The sequence below is a fragment of the Hahella ganghwensis DSM 17046 genome (assembly GCF_000376785.1).
GTDB lineage: Bacteria > Pseudomonadota > Gammaproteobacteria > Pseudomonadales > Oleiphilaceae > Hahella > Hahella ganghwensis.
In genome coordinates this window covers 60796-84691 of record NZ_AQXX01000122.1, presented here as the reverse complement: position 1 = coordinate 84691, position 23896 = coordinate 60796, and the positions used below count along the sequence as shown (strand labels likewise).

Sequence of the window (23896 nt, the reverse complement as noted above, 5' to 3'; positions counted from 1 at the left end):
ATATGCCCCTCTCACTTTGACCCTGTTATTTCCTGATTTCGGTGACAAATGAAATATAGAAGCAGTTCTGCGTTTAAACACAACCAGGCAGACAAAATTGGCGTCTTAATTACCAATCTGGGCACTCCAGACGCTCCAACGCCAAAGGCATTGCGCAAATACCTCGCCGAGTTTCTATCAGATCCACGGGTTGTGGAAATTCCGAGACTGATTTGGTTGATGATACTCCACGGCATAATTTTACGCGTCAGGCCAGCCAAATCCGCAAAAGCCTACCAATCAGTCTGGTCCGATAACGGCTCTCCCCTTCTCGTGCATACTCAGGAACAGGCTCACGCACTGCAGAATTACTTTCAAAGTGAGGAAAGCGATTTTCAACGTACAAAGGAGCACACTGAATGCAAAACCCAAAAAACAGCGGATTCCAACATTCTGGTTGATTTTGCCATGCGCTACGGCACGCCTTCGATCACCGACACCATTGAGTCCATGCTGTCCCGCGGAGTTCGCAAGTTACTGGTGGTTCCCCTGTACCCTCAATACTCCGCTACCACTACCGCTTCCACATTTGATGCCATTGCCAAAGATTTCAAGGAGCGACGCTGGCTCCCCGATCTAAGGTTTGTGACCCACTACCACGACCATGACGCCTTTATTACGGCCGCTTGCAAGCGAATACAGGAATATTGGGATCAGCATGGCCGCGCAGACAGGTTGATTCTGTCCTTTCACGGTATACCGAAACGGAATCTCCTTGAAGGTGACCCGTATTACTGCGAATGCCAAAAGACCAGCCGTCTCATGATTGAAAAGCTGGGCGTTGACCCTGAGACTGTCATGACCACATTTCAGTCCCGCTTTGGCAAACAGGAATGGCTGAAACCTTATACCGACGAAACGCTGAGGTCCCTGCCAGCGAAGGGGGTCAAGTCTGTACAGGTGTTCTGTCCAGGTTTTTCGGCAGATTGCCTGGAAACCATTGAGGAAATCGCCGTTGAGAACCGAGACTATTTTTTGGAGGCCGGGGGGGAGAGCTACGACTATATCAGCGCCCTGAATGCCAGAGAGGATCACATAGCCGCTCTGGCCGAAATCATCCGTGAGAACCTCCAGGGGTGGAAGGCTCAACCAGATGAAAGCCGTCATTCGAGGGCAAAATCTCTGGGAGCGGAGCGCTAAAGGCGGTTGATTCCCCTATGGACATTGATCAATACATTAACACTGCAGGCTCACATCAACCGCTGCCGCAGCTCAGTGTGTATTTCATCGAAGTGGCAAATCACCCTATCAGCTTCCTCTGCATAATGAGGACGTTTCTGACCAGCATAAAACCAGGAATACATACCCGCGTTTCTGGCCGCCTGCAGATCAAATAAAAAATCGCCTATATAAACGCATTGCGCAGCTGACAAGGACCACTGCTCAGCGATTTTTTGCAATCCCTCAGGGTCCGGTTTAGGAGCGCAGTCTTCCCGGGTCAAAACTATATCGACATCAAGGCCGAGCTTTTCCTGTGTCAAAGCAACAGCTTCACGCATATTTCTGGTCAGAATTCCCGTAGGGATTCCTTGATGACGCAGTTCCGAAATCAACCTGTCGGCCCCTGGCATCCAGGTGGCTTTGCGGGCTCCATCGAGCTCAAACTGGTAGATTTTCTCCAGCGCAACAGAACGTGACTCAGGGTCTGGCAGCTTGTCTACATGTTCCAACACTGGAACCCCTTTTGGAAACCCCAGTTTTTCGCGCAGCATGTCAAAGTCCAGCGCAGAATCCACCAGGGTTCCGTCCAGATCAAATATATAGCCTTTTACAGACTCCATCCTGATTTGCTACCTGTGTTGCCCTGTTTTTGTAACAGAATCTTAAATGAAAGATCGCATGCGACAGATTGATGGGGAACAGATTCCGAAGTCAGATATCGGACCGATTCCACCCGTTAATATCCCCTTTTCTCCGTCCGACCATCCGCCTTCTGTCAGGGTTGTCAGGCTCGAACCGGATACTCGTTCGACGATCAGTATGTTGCCGGCGATGATAAGCACGCCTTTCCGGGCCGGCATATGGAAGGTCCTGAGATTCAAATATTGCTGCCATATCGATACCACCTCAAATTTGGCGGGTAGCCGTTCTATGATGAACAACCCCCTGTATCGCTATCCACGCGGTTATTGCCTCTCCGTCCTGTTGGTCAGCCGTTTTGTAGGACTATCGCCTTTTCAGGTCTTTTACATTTAAGATTAGCTTTGCTGATACAGAAAAGCCAGACCTATGAGCCCCTATTTCAGGGCGGCCTGGCTATTGGATAGTAACCATCTGGTCGACTATTTTGCGAAAACGCTTGGTTACTTATTCCCTGGCAACCTGTCGACTCTTATGTGTCAGCAACCTTTTCTGTTCCTGAGGTAAAACTGAGCTGTTCCCGTCAGTATCAAATTATTATGGATTTTCAGTCTTGGCGTTTACTGTCTGAATACCTGCTCTTCCAGCTCTTTCCATAGCTCGGAAAGCTGCTGCTGTAGGTCCTGAATTTGCTGATCATCCGACTGCACCTGCTCCAACATTATCTGGATAGCAGTGGATTGCTCGTAGATTTGATCGATGAGAATAGATGTATCGGTTCGCATGAGTAACCTCGCCCATCACAAAATGAATGCACAGGGTAAAGGTCAAAGCACAGAGACTCAACCCCATTTTTTATTACCTATTACCCAGGCCAATTATCCCGGCAACTCTTACGACTAAAGTTGTAAAACATAGCAAAACTTCAGTTATTGAAGACAACCACGAGGTTCTGGGAGGATTCCAATCTATCCGGCTAACGTGACGATCCTGTTAAAGCGATCAGTCTTTGGTTTCCGGCTTGATGTGAACAATATTCTCGCTGGCAAGGATGCCTAATACGGTTTCGGCCAGGAATCGCGCACGCATGAGATTAAGCTCTTTGATCAACGGTTTCTGAAGCTGCTCAGGAATCCCGCTGACTTCATTTGTGGCAGTATGTATATAGACATCCGCAAGGCTTTTAAGCGCCGGCAAATGGGGTTTGATGCGAGGATCGCTTAAAGAAAGGTCAAGTTGGTGCTTTTGATTGATCTCATGGAAAAAATAGCGGATGACATCTTCAGCAGAAAGCTCATCCCTACGAAAATTGATTACAACACCCATGAATCACCATATTTTCTTATGACTTCCAACAGTATTATCGGACCAGCAAGTAACACTTACCAGCCCAAGTAATACAGCCAGAATATACTGCACCACCTGAACAAGCAGGTTTACTTGTATATGGTGTTTAGCAAATTAGCCAAACGAATACCAGCCTGTTGCATCCTGATCTCGGCCTGTAAATGATGGTTTCTGATGTAATCCCTGGAAACAGATGACAATGCCGGTGTCTCTTCATAGATCTGCCGGGTAATAGCCAAAGACTCGTTTGCCCAGTCCTCCGGTGTACTCGCGTTCCATGTCGCTATCTCTTGCTCAGTCAGCTGTTTGGAAAGCGCTTCTCCCGCATTACGCCAGTTTTTCGGCATCCCGACTTCCGGCACCATTACATCCCAGACAAAATGAAGAGAGTATTCTTTTGCACCATAGGTCACTATGGTCTTGTTCCCTCCCCGATCATCCTCATAGGCAACGTGCAGGGGCTGATGAATATCTCCGACAAAATGACCAAGGAACATTAACGCTTTTGCCCGGTTGTTGTGGTATCCATCCACCGCAACGCCCTGGAGTATGTTGGTATAGGCATGAATGGCCGACAGTACACAGCCTTCATTCCGGCACGCCTCCGTTTCTTCAACCTCAGTGGAGGAACGACTGACATTCATATAATGGTGAGGTAAGGCGAAATCATAGCGGGGTTGGTCTCTGATTTCGTCGGGCCAGACACAGGCTTCAGCGAAGGTTCTGTGCCCGCTCTTGCGGAGCAGAAGCCTGACTTCCTGTTTGGCGTTTGTATCCAGGTTTCGCCAGGCGATATCGCAAATGATGCGATGGGAGTGTTCGCCCCAGGCAAAAGATTGAGAAGCCCACATCAGCAATGTGAGCGCAAAAATAACTCTTTTCATCACGGCCTTGTTATCTAATTACTTCCAAAGGATTTGAATAGATTTTCAGGCACTTACGACCTGATATTGAAAACCGGATGATATTACCAAAATTTTCGATCGACCTGAAAACACTATTAAATGTTAATTATCGTCTTCTAGTTCCCGAAAGAATTTAAACAGTTAACTGAGTATGTATCACAGGCAATTAAATCAATGAGTTGGGTTTAGCGCCAGAACAGGAATACTTCCGCCAACGGTCGCCCCATTTGTAACCTGTGGATTATGCGTAGCCCAAAAGGATCAGACAGAGAAAAAGCTTCGGACCTCCAACAAGACTGGTACTTGTGAAGACAGGTAAAGACAGTGCATTATCTGAAAACAGATAGTTCGACAGCTGCCGATAATTCAGGATTACAATCAAGTATAACAATGCGTTACAGGATATTTCTAAAGTTATTTATCATTTTATTTTCTGCCTCTTTCCATGCCCAGGCAGAATCACAACAACCTCTTCCTGATTGGCTGGACGTTGTCAGAAGTTCTCCCTACTCAGTAACAAAGGGGTTTTATCAAAATATTTCCGTCATTCGCCGTTGGGTGTTATTGGGAGAAGGCTACTGCAGTAATATCGACCGTCACATCCTGTTTAATCGGCGCGGTCATTTCCTGGGGTATCTCAATAACCGGGCGACGCAGGCCGAAACCCAGATCGCGTTGAATCATCTAAGACAAAAACTCGTCGACGAGAAGAAAGCCAGTTTCTGGGTCGAAGGTGCGGATAACAAAACCGGCTACCCATTTGCTCTCGCCTGCGACCAACCCCATGTAGATATGCAGGCGGCTTTGAACAGGATGCTTGGTACAACACCAGATAGTCTGGTGTGGGGAACCTGGGATGGCATGACGATTGGAAGCCAGGCATCGCCACTACCTTTGGTGAAGGTCGTCCAGCAGGTCTACGATCAGCGTAATCTCCAATCCGGACTTGGATGGTCCGATATTCTTGTGTCCCACCTGCTTGGCCAGATTCTGATCGAAAGTGGCGCCAGAAAGCGAAGTTTTTCATCAGCAGAAGCGGTCGGACTTCTGCAACTTCGCCCGGAAGTATTAAAGGATTGCCGTATACCCAGCAATTTTCATCTACACCGGATGGCCCAGGTCGACTGCGCCCTGAAACTTTATCGACAGAACCATCGCAACCTGCAACCTGCTTTTGAGACGCAGTTCGGTCATTTACCGCCAAAGAAGCAGGATAAACTCTATGCGATGTTGTTGGTTCAGGCTTATCATGGTGGCATTGGCCGTTTAATGTCACTGTTATCAGATGAACCCTTGGGGGCGGCCGCCAAATATTACGCAAAGCATCACGATCGCTTCCAGGCTGAAGATATTGCCCTGGGAATGATTTTTCATAATATGGGAAGACATGAGCTGGGACTGGCATCACTCTATTATCTCATTGATGTGGAAATCGCCACAGAATCCCTGTGCCAAAGCAAGGAATCGCTGAATATCAGTATCTGTTGAGCTTGAGAGTCTGAAGACATTTCAGCGGGCGCTCATGTATAGCCTAAGGAGGTTCCGTGCGTTTCAGGAATATGACCAGTTACTTAGTTTCTGGAGTCCTGTTGCAGGCATCATCGAATATTTATGCGGATAACGCTTCCACACTTCTCGCCTTCGAGCAGGAGGCGTTCGGCTATTCGGGAACTCTTTAAGCAGAAGAAATACCTGTCGTCCTTACACCGGCCAGATTGAAGCAGCCTCGATCAGAGGTTCCGGCCACAGTAACCATCATTACCGATACCATGCTGAAGGAGTACGGCATTCGCAATCTGCATGACGCTTTCCGTCTGGTGCCGGGAATGACCGTAGGTTCCGTATCCTCCAATGTTCCCACGGTCAGCTACCATGGCACCAATGCCAATGAGCAAAGACGACTTCAGGTTCTGGTGGACGGCCGTTCCGTTTATCACCCCACCCAACCTGGCCAATGTGGATTGGCAGAACATTCCGGTAGCGCTGGAAGATATTGCCCGGATCGAGATCAGCCGCGGCCCGAATGCTGCAGCGTACGGGGCAAACTCATTCCTGGCCATCGTGAATATCATCACCAGACATCCTTACGACACCCACGGCACTACTGCTTCCTACTGGGACGGGAGTAACGGATACAATCGCTATTATGGCGCCTATGGCAACGGTACGGAGACCTTTAACTATCGACTTTCCGTCAATGGCAAAAAAGATGACGGCTATGACCGACGTTCAGAGGGCTCACCTTTTATCGACAGTCATGATCTGGACGGATTCAACTTTTACGGCAATCTGGTCCTGTCTTCGGCAGACCACATTAACTTCCAGTTCGGATTATTGAATGGGAGTCATCAGTACCATCCGGACGAAGGTGATGGCCAGACAACGGCGCCAACCAGTGATCAGCGGGATCGTTATGCCTCGGTCAAGTGGCAACACGAAATCAATCCGGATCATTTTTTCCATGTTCAGGGATATATTCAAAGAAGGATCAGAAAGCAGGACTGGATTAATTGCAACAGCCCTATTCTTTTCAGTGACAATCTGACTCAATTGGCCAGTCAGAATCAACGCTATAACAGCGCACTGATCGGCGCATTGATCAGTGGCAACACCAACTTTTTCAATACGGTTTTTGATGCTATTGGTAGTGGGAAAAGCACAGAACTTGGCTCTCTGGAAGACGACATGCTGGCCGCAGCGGCTATCCAGGAAGCGATTTCCTATGGCAGTGATGCGGAAGTGTGCGGGCGTATCAACCTGGATATCGAGGAAACCAGAACGGATCTTGAGTTTCAGGATACCTATCGCTTCAACAACCAACTCCGTCTGGTTTCGGGTTTAAGCCTGCGCAAAGACCAATATACCTCCCAAACCTATTTTGGCGGCGGTGATGGCAATTATCTGAAGAGGCTGTTCTTTAATCTTGAATATCAACTTGAGGCGACCTGGGGCTTTAACATCGGAGCCATGGCGGAAGATGACAATGCCAATGGAAGCTATGTTTCCCCACGGGCAGCGGTTTACTACCACGTCAATGAGCATCAAACCATTCGTGCAATTATCTCGCATGCCATCAGGACACCAGACACTTACGAACAATCAGTCAACTGGAGCTTTACCGCCACAGAGCTGAATCCAACGCTCAACGGTGAGACTGAAGCTACGACGTTTAAGACCATGTCTCCTGGAGGACTGGACAACGAAAAAATCGTCTCCAGAGAAATCGGCTATTACCTGAACTATCCCATGCTGGGCTGGGAAGCCGACATCAAGTTATTTGACGACTCACTCTGGGATTTAATAAGTGCTCCACTGCAATACTTCTCCTTCGAGCCGGAGAATAATCTCCATATAGAACAACGGGGAATTGAGCTTGAAACCAGTATCACACCTATTCCCAGCGATACTTTCCGATTGACCTATGCGTATATGGACCAGGATGCTGAATATACCGGCACCGCCGACTTTTTATCGGAATACACTTCTTTTACGGTTTCCAGACTGTATGATATCGAATCCCGCTTATCTGCGCAGAACTCAGGGAGTTTATCCTGGACACACCGCTTTAATAGAAACCTGAGAAGCAGCCTCGTGTATTATGTCGCGGATCAGCTGGCTGAGTATGACTATCAACGATATGATGTCGTGCTGTCTTACGAAAGGCTGTATCACGGCGTCGAAATGGATCTTACCGTCAAACTGGAACACTACCCCAACACTGATCCGTTCATGTACAGCAATAATCGCCTCGACGACCGCAACCACTTATATGTGGGTGTGGGGATGAAGTTCTGATGCGGCAGGAATCAAGGATGACACCGTTGTTGCCAAGCATACTCCACAACACCATTCAGAAGAAATTTCATTTCAGTTTTTCTATGATGCTGAGCCTGATATTCACTTTGACTTCAATTATCAGCAGTCAGGCCGCTAGCGCTGTTCGTGTCTACGTCGTCAGCCCGAAAGAAAACCAGGTTGCCGAAACCTTTGTAAAGAGCTTCGAAGACGTGAGTCCAAATGACTGGCATCTCACCCGGGTTGCCGGACACCCACCAGTATCAACAACACCTGACACATCTATTGTCATATGCCTTGGCGAGAAAATGCTTTCTCAGTTCTGTTCAGATACCTCTGAAAACCTGATATTCGCGCTTTTCGTTACCAAAGAACGTCTTGACGACCTGAAGGCAAAATTGCCTGCCATCAATCTTACCGGCATCTATCTGGATGCCCCTGTACAGCGACAGGCAGAACTAGCCAGATTGTTGCTGCCAGGAGTGACCCGAGCCGCTATTCTGGCCTCGCAACCTCTCTCACTCCCAACTATGAGTGCTGCCGGCCAGTCTTTCCATATCTTTCAACTTAGTAGCCAAGATGAACTTCCACGGCTGTTGAACAGCGCGCTAGAAAAAAACGATTATATTCTGGGCACGCCGGATTTCGGCATATACAACGGCCGGCAAATTAGACAGATTCTCTTGACCGCTTACCGGCATAACAAAGTGTTGATTGGACCTTCGCTTGCCTTCGTCAACGCTGGCGGCCTTGCCACGTCCTACTCCACTGCAGCCGATTACGCCCATCAGGCTGTGGAAATGATCAATGTCTACATAAATACAAACAACGTTCCCGATCCGGCATTCGCCAAGTACTTTGATGTCGCGGTTAACCGGCAAGTTGCCCGCTCCCTGAATCTGGTCGTGCCTGACGCGGACGCGTTGCAGTCAAAACTAATGTTACTCGAGGCTCAACCATGAGTAAGCCTACCCGGCAATGGAGCATATACAAGAAATCCCTGTTTCTCGGATTGATTCCGAGCGGGCTGATGTTTATATGTCTGCTGTTCTTCTTTACATCCGCCCGATTGACAGAAACCAAGACTGATTTGATACAGCGAGGCCAGTTGATTGCGGACCAATTGGCGATCAGTGCCGAATACAACGTGATTTCCGGAAATCAAAGAGCTTTACGGGAGTTAATCTCCAAAGTGGCGGATTCGGATATTGTTCACCGGATTCGTGTCATTGATATGTTGGGCGACCCATTGGCTGACGCCAGAGGACGAGGCTTTGATGAAGATCAGGATTCACTGATCATTTTATCTGCCGATATTAACCAGACCAAAATTGAGCTTCCCGAGGACTCCTTCTCCAGCTTCATCGATGACAGCCGCAGAAGATCAAGACCCATTACCGTTGGGCGGGTGGAAGTCTCCCTCAACGAGCAGTCCATCATTGAGGGGCAGAACCGCATTCTTTTCAGTTCCGGCGCTGTCGCCCTGCTGCTTTTTGTCCTGACCTTTCTGGTCGTCAGAAATATGGCTCGCAGCATTGCAGATCCGATTGAGATACTGACTCTTCAGGTGGAGCAGATCAAAGACGGGGATTTTGAAACCCGTGTACCGAAAATCAAAGGTCATGAGTTATCCCAACTCAGGGACAGTATCAACCGGCTCGCACTGGAACTGGACAACGCTAGAAAAGAACATCAAAAGCACATCATAGAAACAGAAAAGGCGCGTATAGAGGCTGAGGCGGCAAGCCGGGCCAAGAGTGAATTCCTGGCCATTATGAGTCACGAATTACGTACGCCGATCAACGGTGTACTGGGTATGCTGCAACTGTTGAAGGAAACACCACTCAACAACGAACAGAATGAATTTACCAATATTGCCGAACGCTCAACCGAACAATTGATCAACGTCATCGATGATATTCTCGATTATTCGAAAATGGAAAGGGGACGGCTGTCCATTGACCTGATTGAATTCAATCTGAAAAACCTGATACAGGACACGGTCAATTCGCTACGCCCGAAGCTGGAAGAAAAAGGTCTTCATTACGAAGAAGTCTTTGTCGGCCATCTACAAAACGCTCTTGTCACTTCAGATCCAGGGAGAATCAGGCAGGTCCTGGCGAATATTTTCAATAACGCCATCAAGTTTACTGAGCAAGGCTACATCCGACTCCAGGCAACCTGGACTGAACAGGGCCCCAATAAACTGCTGTTCACCTGCAGTATCGAAGACAGCGGGATCGGGATAGCCCGAGAGCAACAAAAACATATGTTCAGTTCATTTTCCCAGGCGGACCAGACCTCTTCCCGTCGCTATGGGGGTACCGGCCTGGGCTTATCCATTGCCAAGAGAATTCTTGAGCTCCTGCAGGGACGAATCGACGTGGAAAGTGAGCTTGAGAAAGGCAGCCTGTTTACTTTCAGCCTTGAGCTTCACTACAGGCAGAGCCACTTCTCACCTGATTCAGGCTATAGTATTACGCAACAAAAAAACCGCGGCAGAGCGCTGGTTGTGGAAGATAACCTGGTTAACCAGAAAGTTGCGGCCGCCATGTTAAAGAAGCTCGGCTTGGAAACCGAGCTGGCCCAAAACGGGGAAGAAGCTTTGAAGCGCTTTAAATCCAACCGCTACGATCTGATATTTATGGATTGTCAGATGCCGGTGATGGACGGCTTCCAGGCAACCCGGGCTATTCGACGCTTTGAGAAGAATTCACACTGTGTAGATGCCACTCCGATCATCGCCATCACGGCCAATGCCATGGACGGCGTTACCGAGCAGTGCATTGAAGCTGGAATGAATGACTATCTTGCCAAACCCATCAAGAAAGACCAGTTGGAAGCCTGTATTAAAACCTGGCTCGATAAACCCAAGCCGGAAAACAACCCCATACAATGAGATGCTTCCGACCTTCCGCTCTACAGACTTGAGGTTTAATCAGCCTTCTGGCTTTACACAGGCTCTCTCATGGTGACAAACTCTTCAGCACTTGATGGGTGGATCCCAATGGTTGTATCAAATATCTGCTTGGTCGCGCCTGCTCTGATCGCCACAGCAATACCTTGAACGATCTCAGCCGCCTCCGGCCCCACCATGTGAGCGGCAACTACTTTATCAGTGGCGCCATCAACCATAAGCTTCATCATAGTCCTTTCCTGATTACCGCTTACGGTATTTTTCAACGCCCGGAAGGATGAACGAAACACCTTCAAATCAGGATACTGAACTCGAGCGTCTTCCTCAGTAGGGCCCACGGTGGCAACGCTCGGTTGAGAGAACACGGCCGTTGGAATACGCTCATAATCCACTGGGACAGGTTCTCCACCAAATAGCTGGCTGGAAACATACATCCCTTCCGCCAAAGCCACCGGGGTCAACTGCATGCGATTTATTACATCGCCGACAGCATATATGTTGGGGATATTGGACTGATAATGCTCGTTGACCTGCACCTCTCCCTCAGGCCCCAGGGTTACACCGGCTTTTTCCAGACCAAGATCATGGGTTAGAGGCTTCCTACCGGTAGCGTACAAGACCAACCCGGTAGACAACTCATCACCTGAACTCAGCTTCAAGCGAAACTCTTTCTCCGAGAGCTTCTCCATTGATTCGATGTTATTCGACAAATGAACCTGAATGCCTTTTCTTTCGAGCTCTTCAGCCAGGTGATTACGGACATCCACATCAAAACGCTTCAACAGACTGGCGCCACGATAGATCAGATGAGTGGACACACCAAGCCCGGCCAGAATTCCGGCAAACTCAACAGCGATATAACCTCCACCTACCACTACAGCATGACTCGGCAGAGAATCCAGATAAAACATGTGATCAGAGATCAATGCATGTTCGCTGCCGGGAAAATCAGGTTTGAAAGGATAGCTGCCTGTAGCAATCAGTATATTTTTTGTTTGCAGGGTTTCGCCATTGACCTCTACGGTGTTTGGAGAGGTCAAGCGTCCCCGGCCATTATAGATAGTAACGCCGGAGTTCTTTAACAGGTTTTCGTAAATACCGTTAAGTCGGGAAATTTCGGCATTCTTATTTTCCACCAGCGTAGGCCAGTCGAACTGAGAGGATCTCACATCCCAACCGAATCTCCGGGCATCATGAAAATCCTCACCATAGTGAGAGGCATACACAAACAGTTTTTTCGGGACACACCCAACGTTAACACAGGTGCCGCCGTAAAAACGTTCTTCTATAATCGCAACCTTGGCACCTTTCTGCGCTGACATTCGGGCGCAACGAACCCCCCCGGAGCCAGCTCCGATGACAATCAAATCATACATATTAAGACTCTCTTTGGCGCCGCTAACAACGCAGGCAGATCTTCACCTACCTCTTCTTCAGCTAAATCCTCAAAAACTACCTCTGGAGACAGGTTTTGAAGAGTACTGCTTCGGTAATGTTGCCCAGGCGAACCTCACCTACTTTTTTAAAGCCCAGTGTCTGGTAAAACCTGATATAACGGGCATTTCCCGTATCCAGTCCAATACCTGATGACTTCGGGCTCTGTTTACAAATTCCTTCAACAACTTTCATCAGTGAACGTCCGTATCCTCGTCCCTGATATTTCGGATGAACTCCGATGAATGGTAAATGATGATGGGTATCTTCAGGAAGACAGGCATGAACCTGTTCATGATAGTCCATAAATCGCTTGGTGGATGAGAGGCCTGCAGTCAACATCATTCGCACCCGCCAGTTGAACTGATCGGCCAGACTGAATCGGGCTTCCGGACTGCTGATAAATGCCACCGCCGAGAGGGTTTCGCCATCGACCAGGCCGATGGCTTCCTGCTCGTGCGCAAAATGCAGCTCCAATCCTTCCCTGATTGTGGCGCGGACTCTCTGATCGTAGCCCGCTCGTGACGAATCAAACAAGTACTGGAAAGTGGGTTCGTGGCGATAGGCGTGAAACAAAATGGATTTGGCTTCAGACAACGCACTACGGTCCAGCTTTACCAGTTGGGTTTCATTCACGATTTCCCCAATCATACTTTGTCTCCTGAATATAAAATATTATTTTTATAATTTAACGGCTTATAATCCCTCTAAGCTCTGTACAGTTTTTGAATTGGCTGCACCAATAATTCTGGGAAACTATCTCCTACTGAATTATCAACCTGCGAACCGGCCGCTTACGACCTAAGTCTAAAGGTGACAATTGTCCTGATATTAATGCGTTTAGATCGTTAAGGAAAGCCTCGCCTTTACCTCACCGGGCTGGTCGCTCTTATCAATATTCACCTGCTCAGCTTTAACGCCGAACTTCGATTCCAGATCGCCGACCCATAACATCATCTGATTAAAAGACACCTTATCAAGCCAAACGTTCACTTTGTCATCTCCACGAGGCTCGAATCTTTGTAACTCGATCTTAAATCTTTGTGCGGATGAACTGATCGTAGACAGTAACGACTGTCCGCTCAGATCTGCTTTTGGCCGGGAACTCTGGTTTTTGGCAATGGCTCGTGCTTTACCTTCATTCTCCTTCATCCATACCAAATCCCTGTAATTCTGGTCCGCTGCGGCTTTAGCACTATCCAGGTTGGACTGTACCGGCACCCAAATCAGCATATAGATCAGAAACAGACCAGCCGCCAGAGCCAACCACTTTAATGAAGCCTGGTCCCTGGAAGGCAAACTGTAAAACCACGTCGAAGCTTTGGCCAAAGCTGGAAATTTTTTCAATAACTGCCCCATCTCAGGAACCTCCCCTAATCGTCAACTTGCCACGCACATATCCCTGCTCGCGAATAGCTGAGCCGATGCCGACTTCATATCCCTGTTGAACCAATGCCTGCTTATAACGATCCAGATCATCCAGACTGGGCGCCCTGACTTCGATCGCCAGCTCACCTCTTTGTTCACTGAACTGGAGATTGTTGAATGCCATATTGGATTTCTGCGGTTGCAGTGAGATCTGGTAACCGGCCTCCCCTAACAGGCCCAGGAACCCCGCTCCGGATTGACTGTTTGCCGCATTAGCCAGTTTCCCTTCGAGTTGCCGTTTGGGATTTGATACCGTTCTTTCACCCGGAAACATTCTCTTATACAAAGCCACTGTCTGAGAACGGTATTCCTCAGCCTGATTCTGATAAATATACGCCTGAGTCAGGTCAAATCCGATCTGAATTACAAACCATGCTGTAGCTACAGCTGCGACAGGCCACCAACGTCTAATGCCTGAGGAAGATTTCTGTGTATTAGGAGCAAAGTCGCCCTGGCAGACATTATCCAGATTCTGATTGGCGAAGTAGGACTCACACAACAACTCAAAGGTCGACAGCTCAAAAGTTTCAATTGAAGGAACGATCTGGTCGATATGCTCCAGTTGCGCCAGAAGAACCTGATGCTTCTCCTTCTCACTCTCCCCCACGAGGACCTTTAATGTTAGTTCCTCTTCCGAGGTCTGGCCTCTAAGTTCCAGAAACGGCGGTAAGTTACCGTGATGCATTCTTAACACCGTCTGACCTTTCTCATAGATCAGAACATCGCTGCCATCGAATACCACTGTAATGGCAGCATCTTCAGCTGCTGCCATCTGTGCATCAACAAAAATGCCATATAGAGGAAATCCATAACCGGTTGAGAGGTCATACCACTCCTGCATTCTCTTGTTGCTGATTAACAGTACCGGATATTCCTCGCGGGATAACTTTTCGCCCAGCACCAAGTGCATGGACTCAATATCCTCGGCAACATTTTCCTCGATGGCATAGGGTAACGCCTGGCGCACATAACGACTTTGCTTGGCAGGAATATTCGCCACACAAAAGCTGAAATCACTGGCAGGAACGATAAAGTGAACCCAGACATCTTCCAATGCGTGCTGAGAAACGATATCTCTGAGTTCTTCTCCAGTGGCTTTACCGGTACCTATTCGTTCTCCTCCGAACGAATACAAAGCCCACTCGAGGCTTTCCGGCTGATCGGCTACGGGAGGAATGGGGCGAATAAAAAGCTTAATAGTCATATAAGTTCTATTTATTTAAATTGGGCAAACCAGACAGCGTTCATTCAATGTTTCCAATTGTGCCTATTCAGGCACATAAACCTGCTTGGTCACCTCTTCCTTTTTTCCAAAGTCTCGCCGGAGCACGGTGGTCTTCCCTTCGGAATCCCTGTGTATTATGGATACAAGCCGTGTGATCCGATCATTAAATACCGATTTAACATGAACTTCAAAGTATTCGGAGTTGACCTTGAAGTCTGCATTGGGCAGCTTTTTTCCTGCCAGTGACTCCAGTGTCAGAAAATCCTCTACGGATTTGAACCCCTTCTGCTCTTCACGTTGACTGATAATATCCTCAGCCTCAGATTGAGTCAGATCCGGAATATAGGCCCTTAACACCTTGGCCTTGGCCGTGTTGATGTTAATCGCGTCCGTTGGATTGGGCAGAACCACTACCAGTTCTTTTAATTCCTGGAATGTCTCTTTGGTCATCCCGTCAATCAACCATAATTCCGATATATCATTGAAATACGTGTTAGCTGTTCTATAGGGTGGATCCATTAGGAGGTAGGTTTCATCCTCCGCCCCTTTAAGTTGATAGATCTGATCATCGAGATCTATCCAGTCAACAAACTTTTCCACGCTCAGATCCGGATTGATTTCATCCAGACTCTCCAGCAGTCGCTGAAATCTTTCCACAGCCACTTTGCTGACCAAACTTGCATCGTCTTTATTGGTCACCAGACTGTTGATATTGAACCTGCCGGTGAGGTCGTCAACCTGCCCCTGAATACCGACATTGGTATCTATGGGAATCTGTATCGCATATTGTCCCCATGGCTCATCCTCCATGTCATATTCATGATCAACCAGAGCCTTGTCTTTTTGGTCATTATCCCAGTCCTGCTTGAGAATCACCCGTGCATAGGTCTCAGCGGCGATACTGTACTGTTGCCCCTGATCCTGACCGAGAATATTCGAGGTGCGCCGGATATCTATATAGTGCTCCGAATACATTCCAGTCACCAAAAGCGACACCAGCGCGACAACAAATATAATAATCAAAGCGGCCATGCCCGATTGCCGGCTTCTGTTACTGGTTTCGCAAGGTCGCATTACTTCTTCTCACTTCCGTTTAGTATCAGGGGGATCACCACCGCCATTATCATCAGGATCCTTTTTATCTGAGCCATTCTCATCTGCTGCCTCAGCAGCAGGGATAGACGATCCTGAGATTTGATACAGCCTTCTGACTTTCCCGAAAGTCTTGTGGGTGAATTCCAGTTCAACCGCCTTCGGCAGAGAGTGGTATGGATCAGACTCAGAATTAACCAACTGCTCCTGAGGCGGCCACTGCTCGGCCCACTCGTTATCATTGTCCAAAAAGCGCAACCTAATCTCTTCGACATCCTCCATTACCATCTGACGGTAAGGTTTGCTGTCCTGAGCCCGATCCAGTACATCCCAGAACACACGATAGAGATCATCCTCTTCCATTTCATAGCTAACGCGCTGTAACTGGCTCCTTGGCACGACCTCAGCGTCTTCATCCATCAGGGCCAGCAAAGATTTGGGGTCTCTCCACCCCGTACGGGTGAACTCCACCAGTGTAAGCGCATTCAGGTTGCTGAACGCGTAAAACTGATCGCCATACTCCCCTCTGATACTTCTCGGAACCGCCTGACTGAAATCGTATTCAATAATCCGCTGACTTTTTTGAAGCTCTTCAAGAATCTCGCCTCGGGCTTCTGTTGAATCCTTTGTTCTGATCCCCTGACTAAGCAAATAAAATGCCCCGGTACCCAACATGGCAGTAATCGTGATGGCAATCAGGATTTCCAGCAGGGTAAATCCCCCCGCAGCTTTTCTGATCGCTGTAGGATAATCGGAGTGTTTAGTCTCCAAAGCATCATAGGGCATGCGGCGCATACCCTGAGTATGGACTGCCTCAGAAGCCTCATGACAAAGAGACTTTTTATCAATAAGCGTTGCGTCCCTGTGGGGCCTCATCACGGCGCTCCTATAAAGCTGGTCACGGTGGTCACCGGCTTCATGACGTTATCGGACATATAAAGGCTGACACTGACCTCCAGCCTGCGCATTAGGGGGTTGGGGGTGTTGATGACCTTCTCTGAGATTTGCCAGCGACGATGGGCATAGTCGATGTCTTCCTTTTTCTCACCAGCATCAGGAAATTGATTCATAATCAGAACCTCATTGACTCGGTTTTCCGCGATCCAATTACCGAAAGTCTTTTCCTCCAGACGAGCCTGCTGATGGAGTATCTGGGACATGCCGCTCATCAATGCCGTGGCGCTGATAGCAAATATCAACAGAGCCACCAGCACTTCCAGCAATGTAAATCCTCGCTGATCACTCATCATCTTGAGGCTCCACCAACGTGATGCCATTTAACCCGTCAGATTCCAATGAATACTGAAAATCATCCCCTTGCTGAAATTTCAATGTCAGTTTGAAAGGCGTACTTTCACCACTGGATAAGAACATGATCTGGGGCATAAAGGCGGGTTTGCTGGACTGCTTGTCCTGCTTGAGTTTGTATTCCTTGGTGAGATCGCCATAATCCAGTTCAAGCCACTCAGGAAAGGTCCTTGTCTTCAGAAAATCCTGTGGCAACTCCTCCCACTTAAGCTCCTCTTCGTTCAAAGAGCGAAACTCATAACCTTCATCATCTATCCGAACACCGATCTCGATATTCTGAAATACCGCCTCTTCCTGTGTGAGTTGCAGAATGGCCAGTAATTTCCGGGATTCATTCTCCAGCATCCGATGTTCTTTATTGCCGCTAACGACAAGCGTGGCCATGCTGACGACCATCCCGATAATCAGCATAACGACCAGTATCTCAATAAGAGTAAATCCCCTTTGTGATACTGAGAAATTCCCTTTATCCATAGCGGCTACTTCACTACTGGCCTATTTACTCTACTCGGATTACTCGACGTTCCAGTTGCCGATGTCAGCATTATAGCCTTCACCGCCGTCCTGACCGTCAGCACCCTGGGAGTAGACATCGTAGGGTCCTTTTACCCCTGGGCTGATATACACGTAGTCACGATCCCAGGGATCTTTGGGCAAACGCTTGATATAGCCGTCCGGATTCCAATTCTTTGCTTCCGGGAAACCAGATGGCTTGCTGACCAATGCATCCAGCCCCTGCTCAGTACTTGGGTAGCTGTAGTTGTCCAGCTTATATAAGTCCAATGCCTGGGACAGGGTTCTCACATCCTGTTGAGCAACAGTGACTTTTGCCTGATCAGTACGGCCGAGAATCTGCGGAGCTATTGCTGCCACCAGCATCCCCAGGATAACCAGTACCACCATGATCTCAATCAGCGTAAAGCCCGCCACGCCGGCTTTAGCAGAAGTCAATTTCCCCGTTTGCTTCCGTAATTGCTTGTTCATTTAAATCCTCTCGATTCTGAACAGTTTATCGTTATAAATCCTTGCTCTGGTTCGGCACTGTTTCTTGGTGCTAACCAACCAGATTACTCATGCTTAGAATTGGCAGCATAATAGCCATAACAATGATCAGTACCACGCCTCCCATCAACAGAAGCATAAAAGGCTCGAACAGACCGATCAGCGTCGCCACTTTACTCTGCAGATCACTTTCCTGGCTCATTGCAGTTCGTTCCAGCATATCGGCCAATTCCCCACTGGCCTCACCACTGGCGATCATGTGAATCATCATCGGTGGAAAATAGCCTGTCTGCTCCAGTGACTTATACAGGCTGCCACCTTCTTTCACTTTCTGGGCAGCTTCTGCCACTCTGGCTTTCAGGTACTGATTCCCCAGCACCTCGCCCGATATTCTCATGGCATCCACTAGAGGAACGCCACTGTTGTTCAAGATACTCAGTGTGCTGGCAAAGCGTGCAGTATTGATTCCTCGGGACATTTTGGAGATGAACGGCATATGCAGCAGCTTATGATGTACCTGTATCTTGAATGCCTGCTTGGTCATGGCATATCTGAAACCGATAGCTCCGGCAAAAATCAGTCCCACCATGATCAATCCGTAACTGGCTACCCAGTCACTCATGGCCAAAATTACCTTGGTTAGAAATGGCAGCTCCTGGCCGTTATTAACAAACACCTTGATGATGTCCGGCACAACGTATCCCAGCAAAAAACCGACGATCGATATGGCGACAATACTGAGAGTAATGGGATAGATGGCCGCCAACTGAATTTTCTGCCGACTCTGTTGTCGCTGTTCGGTGTAGTCCGCCAGACGAGTCAATACCAGATCCAGGTGACCGGCATGCTCACCGGCAGATACCGTAGACCTGTACAATTCCGGAAAGGCACTTGGGAACTCACCAAAACTGTCCGCCAGCGTAAAACCTTCAAGCACTTTCGCTCTGACGGCCACCATCATGCTTCGTACTTTGGCTTTTTCACTCTGTGAAGCCACAGCCCCCAGAGCCTCCTCTATCGGAATACCTGACTGGATCAGCGTGGAAAGCTGCCGGGTTACCAGTGCGAGCTCGCTCGCACTCAGCCGGCCTTTACGGGTGGTTTTGCCAGCCGCTTTGGACTGTTTTTCCGAGGCGATTTCAACTTCCAGTGGCGTCCAGCCTTTTTCCCGCAACTGCTGCCGCACCTGCCTTGGACTGTCCGCTTCCCAGACACCTTTTACCGCCTTGCCCTTTGCATCAAGGGCCTTGTAATCAAATGCTGCCATGGATGAGTTCTGTCAAACTGAATTCTGTGTACTTCCCTGCCGGTAACACGCTATTCCTTGTGGGTTACACGTACCACTTCTTCAACGGACGTCACGCCGTCAAGAATTTTCCTCACACCATCGGCATGAATGCTGGGACCCCGTTTGCGAGCGTCGGCTTCCAGTTCCATTTCGCCCGCCTGCTTGTGAATCAAATGACGGAAGCCTTCATCGACTTCAATCACTTCGTAGATACCTACCCGTCCCCGGTAACCGGTGTAATTACAATCCTGGCAACCGTCGGCATGATAGACATCCGGTGGATGGTTAGGATCGACGTCAAGGAACTCACATACTTCCTGGTCCGGCTTGTACGACTCTTTGCAGCTTGGGCACAATACCCTGACCAGTCGCTGAGCGACGACACCGATCATACTGGAAGATATCAGGAAGGGTTCCACTCCCATATCGATCAAACGGGTTACCGCACCTACCGCGCTGTTGGTGTGCAGAGTGGACAATACCAAGTGGCCTGTCAAACTGGCCTGAACAGCAATCTCTGCGGTTTCGATGTCACGAATCTCACCGATCATCACCACGTCGGGATCCTGACGCAGAATGGCACGCAGCCCTCTGGCGAACGTCATGTCCACCTTGGTATTGACCTGTGTCTGACCGATTCCGGGGAGATTGTATTCGATTGGATCCTCAACCGTCAGGATATTCCGACTGCGGTCATTAATGTCAGACAGTCCCGCATAAAGACTGGTGGTTTTACCGGAACCTGTAGGTCCCGTGACCAATATAATGCCATGAGGCTTATGAATGAGCTTTTTGATCAGTTTAAGATCACGGGGATTCATCCCCAGTTTTTCGAGCTTCAGACGACCGGCCTGCTTATCCAGCAAACGCAATACTATACGTTCGCCATTGGCAGACGGCATGGTGGATACACGAATATCAACCTCTTTACCGCCAACCCGCAGTGAAATACGTCCGTCCTGAGGAATACGTTTTTCTGCGATATCCAGCCTGGCCATAACCTTGATCCGGGACACCAGCAATGGTGCCAAAGCTCTTTTCGGTTTGACGACTTCTCTGAGAACCCCGTCCACCCTGAAACGAACCACCAGATCCTTTTCAAAGGTTTCGATATGAATATCTGAGGCGTTGGTTTTCACCGCCTCGGTCAAAATCGCATTAATCAATCGGATAATGGGGGCATCATCCTCCTGCTCCATCAAATCTTCAGTTTCTGGAACAGAATCCGCCAATGAGGCCAAGTCCATATCATCCCCAAGACCTTCTACCATCTGCATGGCTTCAGCAGAATCATTTTGGTACGCCTTGGTGATTTCCTCGTCGAACTGGGCATCATCTATCTGCCGAAACTCACACTGCCCCCGGACAAAACGGTTAACCTCCGCAAAAATCTGCGGTTTCAGGGTTCTTTTGAAGTACACCACCTGATGATGCTCAGCATCCGGCTGGGCGACAAAGACTCCGTGGCGTTTGGCAAATGAAAAAGGAATCCGATATAACGCGTGATCGCGTGATCCCTCCATAGGCTGAGCTTGCGCCTCAGTCTCCTCCAGAGTAGGAATACTGTCTTCCGTGTCTATGACCTGAGTACTGTTCATTGTTCGGATTTCTTTCGATTTGTTTGAGTTCAGTGTTTGTGTGCTCCGGCTCTGGCATTGTGCCAGAGTTGATACCGAGTCAGGGTATGCAATCTACTTCAAGTTTTCAGATGATTCCAGCATGTTCAACACATAACGGACGACCTTAACTTACTGTAATATACAGTGGGTTTTCGGCATAATCTGAACGATGTACATACAAATCATCCATAAGGCTGCTTCCTTTATTGTCGCGCAAATATCACTATTAGCGGTAATGGTACCCCATGAAGATCCTGTAATTATCCCCTATATCGCCCGGTTAATGCTGCAAGATCACAACATGGCATGCTGATATTTTCCCTTTTTATGATTATTCTCTCAAAGGATCTCTTTATTTTTAACAGGAATCGGGCAAAATGAGTCCGCCTCAAGCAACACTCGTAACCCGTCGGTTATGTATTACCTGAAGAATATGGACTAATTGTGAACCAGGAAGCATTACAACAATCACTGCCCCGGATTGCCACTTTATTGATCGTCGTTATGGCAGCCGCACTTATCGGCTTGCGTGCTTATGCCTTCTGGCGTGACTATCAAACCCTCGACAAGGAAGTATCAGTCAAAAGTTCTCAGGTCGCTTCCGCTCAAAAAGAACGCCCGATTTCCTCACTCGTGGCACTTAATCTGTTTGGCCGCAAGATTGAAAAGACAGAACCTGAGGTTCAGGCAACCGAAGATCTCCCTGAAACCAATCTCAAACTGACTCTGCGGGGAGTGTCCGCCACGGAAGAAGATTCGATTGGAGGCGCACTAGTCGAAGGCCCTGACCGCCAGACTGAGTTTTTCAGGATTGGTGACGACATGCCAGGAAATGCCACTCTGCACTCGGTTTACGCGAACCGAGTGGTCATCGACCGTCGCGGTAAGCTTGAAAACCTCTTCTTCCCGGTGGAATACGACAATTCAGCCTTTGAAGTGTACGACAGCTCCCGGGATTCGGGAGACAACTATTCCGAGCCGCCTTTCGAAGAGCCCGAATATCCAGAGCCGCAATATGTTGAGCCGGAGTACCCGGAACCACAATATGCTGAACCGGATTATAGTGGACAGCCCGATCCTATAGACTTCACCCAACCACCCGTTAATGCCCAACCCGCGTTGGATGGGATGGACGAACAACGTCGGGAAGAAATCCGTAATCGACTACAGCAACTCAGAGAACAGATACGACAACAAAACAACGGATAACCGTACCAAAGACAGCGTTACCTGGCAGAGATACGTCCACAACGTTTGCTTACATAGCTTAACAAATCTCTGTCAACACCCCGCCCTCAAGCAGCCTATACTTATCTCCATCAAGAAGAACAAGAACCCTTTTCTTTATCATGGAGAGTTCAGGGGGCATCATCGCGAATGCTGTCGTTTAAAAATTTGCGAGCTAAAACCGTGATTATCATGTTTGCCTGCTGGGCTGTTCTTGCCTCGGCAGCCTTCGAGATTTCACTTCAGGTTTTATCGAGCGTTGAAAAAGAATTTGGTAGCCCCGCCCGGGACCGCCTAGAGCGTTGGCAGCGTCTGTTAAATACTCCAAAAGATCTGGCTGAAGACAAGAAGCTCATGCTGGTGAACTCGTTTTTCAACCAGACTGACTTTATTTCAGACATTGAACACTGGGGCCGCGAAGACTATTGGGCCACTCCGATGGAATTCCTGATCACCAACGGCGGCGACTGCGAAGATTACTCTATTGCCAAATATTTCGCCCTCCGTGAGCTCGGTGTATCCGACGAAAAGCTCAGAATCACCTACGTCAAAGCCCTGCGCCTGAATCAGGCACACATGGTATTAGCCTATTACGCCGCCCCCGACGCGGAACCACTGATTCTCGACAATCTCATTAAAGATATAAGACCCGGCTCCCAACGGGATGACCTTTACCCCATCTACAGTTTTAATGGCGATGGCCTTTGGCTCTCCAAGCAACGCGGCCTTGGGAAGAAAGTCGGTGAATCCTCCAAGCTCAGCCAGTGGAATGAGCTTAATGAGCGGCTACTGAAACAACTCCAGGCCAGCCTCTAAGCACTCCTCCATGATCTCTGGCCACTTACCTCCTCCCCCTTACTCTTCCCTCCCCGGCCCTTAGCGAAAAGACCTGCTAAAAGCCGTTAAATACAACGGTAAAACCGATGATATTGCCTTTCTCTCCATATTGACGTTTACGTCAACGTCATACACACTTGCAGACATCTGAAAATCAAACCGGTGCGACCGCCTTCAGAGACACAAAGGCTTGGCGCACTCCACAAGCCAGGCAGATCAAACATGAGCACAACCTACAACATTAGTGAACTGGCCAAGGAATTTGGTATTACCACCCGCACGATCAGGTTCTATGAAGCAGAGGGCCTGATCAGCCCAGAGCGACAGGGCCAGACACGCATCTACTCAGAAAAAGATCGGGTATTGCTCAAACTAATTCTGCGAGGCAAACGACTGGGGTTCAGTCTGGCTGAGTCTCGCGCCATTCTCGACCTATACAACCCCCAGAGTGGCAATCAAGAACAATTACAACTCCTTCTCAACAAGATCCAGGAGCGTCGGGAAGCTCTCGTGCAGCAATTAAAAGATATCGAAGTAATGCAAAAAGAACTTGATGAGGCAGAGGCCCGTTGCCGTGAGGCGATGACGGAAAATCCCTAGCTTACTTATCCAACGAAGTTAAAACAGGAAAAC

Annotated in this window: 25 protein-coding genes and 1 pseudogene; 11 read left to right on the top strand and 15 right to left on the bottom strand. The window is 48.7% G+C overall.

Annotated elements, in window-relative coordinates; genetic code table 11:
* The first annotated feature begins 48 nt into the window (after nucleotides 1–48).
* A complete protein-coding gene (gene hemH, locus F566_RS0116940; RefSeq protein WP_020408207.1) occupies nucleotides 49–1179 on the top strand; it encodes a ferrochelatase in 1131 nt (376 codons plus the stop codon).
* A 50-nt stretch (nucleotides 1180–1229) separates the two neighbouring features.
* On the opposite strand, the gene F566_RS0116935 is transcribed toward hemH, so the two are convergent.
* On the bottom strand, nucleotides 1230–1820 hold the full coding sequence (locus tag F566_RS0116935; protein WP_020408206.1) for an HAD family hydrolase: 591 nt from the start codon (nucleotides 1818–1820) through the stop codon (nucleotides 1230–1232).
* Nucleotides 1821–1866: 46 nt separating this feature from the next.
* On the opposite strand from F566_RS0116935, the gene F566_RS0116930 reads away from it, so the two are divergent.
* Complete coding sequence (locus F566_RS0116930; RefSeq protein ID WP_020408205.1) at nucleotides 1867–2235, top strand: hypothetical protein; 369 nt, start codon at nucleotides 1867–1869, stop codon at nucleotides 2233–2235.
* A 224-nt stretch (nucleotides 2236–2459) separates the two neighbouring features.
* Here the strand turns inward: F566_RS0116930 and F566_RS36940 are convergent, their stop codons facing one another.
* The 3 genes from F566_RS36940 to F566_RS0116915 form a co-directional block, all read right to left on the bottom strand.
* Nucleotides 2460–2624, bottom strand: a complete 165-nt coding sequence (locus F566_RS36940) for a hypothetical protein (RefSeq protein ID WP_020408204.1) — start codon at nucleotides 2622–2624, stop codon at nucleotides 2460–2462.
* A gap of 217 nt (nucleotides 2625–2841) precedes the next feature.
* Nucleotides 2842–3165, bottom strand: coding sequence for a hypothetical protein (locus F566_RS0116920; RefSeq protein ID WP_020408203.1), 324 nt, complete (start codon nucleotides 3163–3165; stop codon nucleotides 2842–2844).
* A gap of 110 nt (nucleotides 3166–3275) precedes the next feature.
* Entirely contained in the window at nucleotides 3276–4070 is a 795-nt protein-coding gene (locus F566_RS0116915) for a S1/P1 nuclease (RefSeq protein ID WP_020408202.1), read from the bottom strand.
* A 411-nt stretch (nucleotides 4071–4481) separates the two neighbouring features.
* Here F566_RS0116915 and F566_RS0116910 point away from each other — a divergent pair, with 411 nt between their 5' ends.
* The 6 genes and pseudogenes from F566_RS0116910 to F566_RS0116890 all read left to right on the top strand — a co-directional run bounded on the left by F566_RS0116910 (nucleotide 4482) and on the right by F566_RS0116890 (nucleotide 10785).
* On the top strand, nucleotides 4482–5579 hold the full coding sequence (locus tag F566_RS0116910; protein ID WP_020408201.1) for a hypothetical protein: 1098 nt from the start codon (nucleotides 4482–4484) through the stop codon (nucleotides 5577–5579).
* A 56-nt stretch (nucleotides 5580–5635) separates the two neighbouring features.
* Complete coding sequence (locus F566_RS37965; protein WP_281169111.1) at nucleotides 5636–5770, top strand: hypothetical protein; 135 nt, start codon at nucleotides 5636–5638, stop codon at nucleotides 5768–5770.
* 90 nt (nucleotides 5771–5860) lie between these two features.
* Nucleotides 5861–5968 (top strand): annotated as a pseudogene (locus F566_RS38360) (hypothetical protein); the annotation flags it as partial.
* Nucleotides 5964–7886, top strand: coding sequence for a TonB-dependent receptor plug domain-containing protein (locus F566_RS0116900; RefSeq protein ID WP_245555266.1), 1923 nt, complete (start codon nucleotides 5964–5966; stop codon nucleotides 7884–7886). The pseudogene F566_RS38360 and the gene F566_RS0116900, both read left to right, overlap by 5 nt.
* A 17-nt stretch (nucleotides 7887–7903) precedes the next feature.
* Nucleotides 7904–8848 (top strand): ABC transporter substrate-binding protein, encoded by a 945-nt coding sequence (locus F566_RS0116895; RefSeq protein WP_020408199.1) that lies wholly within the window; start codon nucleotides 7904–7906, stop codon nucleotides 8846–8848.
* Nucleotides 8845–10785 carry a response regulator gene (locus F566_RS0116890; RefSeq protein WP_020408198.1) on the top strand — a complete coding sequence of 647 codons (1941 nt, stop codon included), beginning with the start codon at nucleotides 8845–8847 and terminating at the stop codon, nucleotides 10783–10785. The genes F566_RS0116895 and F566_RS0116890 overlap by 4 nt, the downstream gene beginning before the upstream one ends.
* 53 nt (nucleotides 10786–10838) lie before the next feature.
* Here F566_RS0116890 and gorA read toward each other — a convergent pair whose 3' ends face one another.
* From gorA to gspE, 11 genes are all read right to left on the bottom strand, one after another.
* A complete protein-coding gene (gene gorA / locus F566_RS0116885) occupies nucleotides 10839–12179 on the bottom strand; it encodes a glutathione-disulfide reductase (protein WP_020408197.1) in 1341 nt (446 codons plus the stop codon).
* A gap of 76 nt (nucleotides 12180–12255) precedes the next feature.
* Nucleotides 12256–12888, bottom strand: a complete 633-nt coding sequence (locus F566_RS0116880; protein WP_020408196.1) for a GNAT family N-acetyltransferase — start codon at nucleotides 12886–12888, stop codon at nucleotides 12256–12258.
* A gap of 189 nt (nucleotides 12889–13077) precedes the next feature.
* Nucleotides 13078–13584 (bottom strand): type II secretion system protein GspM, encoded by a 507-nt coding sequence (gene gspM / locus F566_RS0116875; RefSeq protein ID WP_245555265.1) that lies wholly within the window; start codon nucleotides 13582–13584, stop codon nucleotides 13078–13080.
* Between the two features lie 13 nt (nucleotides 13585–13597).
* Complete coding sequence (gene gspL / locus F566_RS0116870) at nucleotides 13598–14869, bottom strand: type II secretion system protein GspL (protein WP_020408194.1); 1272 nt, start codon at nucleotides 14867–14869, stop codon at nucleotides 13598–13600.
* A 63-nt stretch (nucleotides 14870–14932) separates the two neighbouring features.
* Entirely contained in the window at nucleotides 14933–15922 is a 990-nt protein-coding gene (gene gspK / locus F566_RS0116865) for a type II secretion system minor pseudopilin GspK (RefSeq protein ID WP_020408193.1), read from the bottom strand.
* Between the two features lie 51 nt (nucleotides 15923–15973).
* Complete coding sequence (gene gspJ / locus F566_RS0116860) at nucleotides 15974–16858, bottom strand: type II secretion system minor pseudopilin GspJ (protein ID WP_020408192.1); 885 nt, start codon at nucleotides 16856–16858, stop codon at nucleotides 15974–15976.
* Complete coding sequence (gspI, locus tag F566_RS0116855) at nucleotides 16858–17232, bottom strand: type II secretion system minor pseudopilin GspI (RefSeq protein ID WP_020408191.1); 375 nt, start codon at nucleotides 17230–17232, stop codon at nucleotides 16858–16860. Before gspI ends, gspJ begins: the two co-directional genes overlap by 1 nt.
* A complete protein-coding gene (gene gspH, locus F566_RS0116850; protein WP_020408190.1) occupies nucleotides 17222–17764 on the bottom strand; it encodes a type II secretion system minor pseudopilin GspH in 543 nt (180 codons plus the stop codon). Before gspH ends, gspI begins: the two co-directional genes overlap by 11 nt.
* Before the next feature lie 39 nt (nucleotides 17765–17803).
* Nucleotides 17804–18274 carry a type II secretion system major pseudopilin GspG gene (gene gspG / locus F566_RS0116845; protein ID WP_020408189.1) on the bottom strand — a complete coding sequence of 157 codons (471 nt, stop codon included), beginning with the start codon at nucleotides 18272–18274 and terminating at the stop codon, nucleotides 17804–17806.
* A 70-nt stretch (nucleotides 18275–18344) separates the two neighbouring features.
* Nucleotides 18345–19559 carry a type II secretion system inner membrane protein GspF gene (gene gspF / locus F566_RS0116840; protein WP_020408188.1) on the bottom strand — a complete coding sequence of 405 codons (1215 nt, stop codon included), beginning with the start codon at nucleotides 19557–19559 and terminating at the stop codon, nucleotides 18345–18347.
* 50 nt (nucleotides 19560–19609) lie between these two features.
* On the bottom strand, nucleotides 19610–21178 hold the full coding sequence (gspE, locus tag F566_RS0116835) for a type II secretion system ATPase GspE (protein ID WP_020408187.1): 1569 nt from the start codon (nucleotides 21176–21178) through the stop codon (nucleotides 19610–19612).
* Nucleotides 21179–21643: 465 nt separating this feature from the next.
* Here gspE and F566_RS0116830 point away from each other — a divergent pair, with 465 nt between their 5' ends.
* The 3 genes from F566_RS0116830 to F566_RS0116820 all read left to right on the top strand — a co-directional run bounded on the left by F566_RS0116830 (nucleotide 21644) and on the right by F566_RS0116820 (nucleotide 23863).
* Entirely contained in the window at nucleotides 21644–22408 is a 765-nt protein-coding gene (locus F566_RS0116830; protein WP_020408186.1) for a type II secretion system protein N, read from the top strand.
* A 168-nt stretch (nucleotides 22409–22576) separates the two neighbouring features.
* Nucleotides 22577–23242 carry a transglutaminase-like cysteine peptidase gene (locus tag F566_RS0116825; RefSeq protein WP_020408185.1) on the top strand — a complete coding sequence of 222 codons (666 nt, stop codon included), beginning with the start codon at nucleotides 22577–22579 and terminating at the stop codon, nucleotides 23240–23242.
* Between the two features lie 243 nt (nucleotides 23243–23485).
* On the top strand, nucleotides 23486–23863 hold the full coding sequence (locus tag F566_RS0116820) for a MerR family transcriptional regulator (RefSeq protein WP_020408184.1): 378 nt from the start codon (nucleotides 23486–23488) through the stop codon (nucleotides 23861–23863).
* Nucleotides 23864–23896: the final 33 nt, after the last annotated feature.